The sequence below is a fragment of the Streptococcus suis genome (genome assembly GCF_002964045.1).
Taxonomy (GTDB): domain Bacteria; phylum Bacillota; class Bacilli; order Lactobacillales; family Streptococcaceae; genus Streptococcus; species Streptococcus suis_U.
In genome coordinates, this window is the sequence record NZ_POPB01000417.1 from 1 (window position 1) to 558 (window position 558).

1 pseudogene is annotated in these 558 nt (G+C 34.6%); it reads left to right on the forward strand.

Features of this window, described 5'->3' with window-relative positions:
- A pseudogene (locus C1E99_RS10645) lies at positions 1–558 on the forward strand (cell surface protein); the annotation flags it as partial.

Sequence of the window (558 nt, forward strand, 5' to 3'; positions counted from 1 at the left end):
ATGAGTAATTCTGGTAGTAATGATATGGAAGAAATTCCGGTGAATGATGAGCCTTCAGATAATATGGCAGAAAAGGTAGTTGAGAAGCCATTAATTCAATCATCGAATGCGGATTCTAAATTGAGCAGTAATGATCAGACTAAGCTCAAGACATCAGTGTCTGTAGATTCGTTGAGTTTGGAAAAAAAAGAGGTGAAATGGAGAGTAAGTTTTGACACAAGTGCATGGTCTTTTAATAACTCTCATGGAGGTTTTTATTTTGTTCTTCCAGAAGGCTTGGAATTGACTGAAATTATTGATAATAATCATGGTAACTCTAATATAATAGGAAAATTCCCTACAAATGTTCATTCTCCAGAAAACAACGGTGGAAAAGAATACCGCTTCTTTAGTAAAGAAAAAGATAATGATAGCTTTAATGCACAATGGGGCTGGTCTGCCGGCCAAGCCAATCCTGATGATACAGTTAATAAATGGAAATCAGAAAATCGTTTTTCTAAGATTTACTTCATAGATCAAATAAAAGATACTACTAAGGTGACCTATACTTTAAATGCC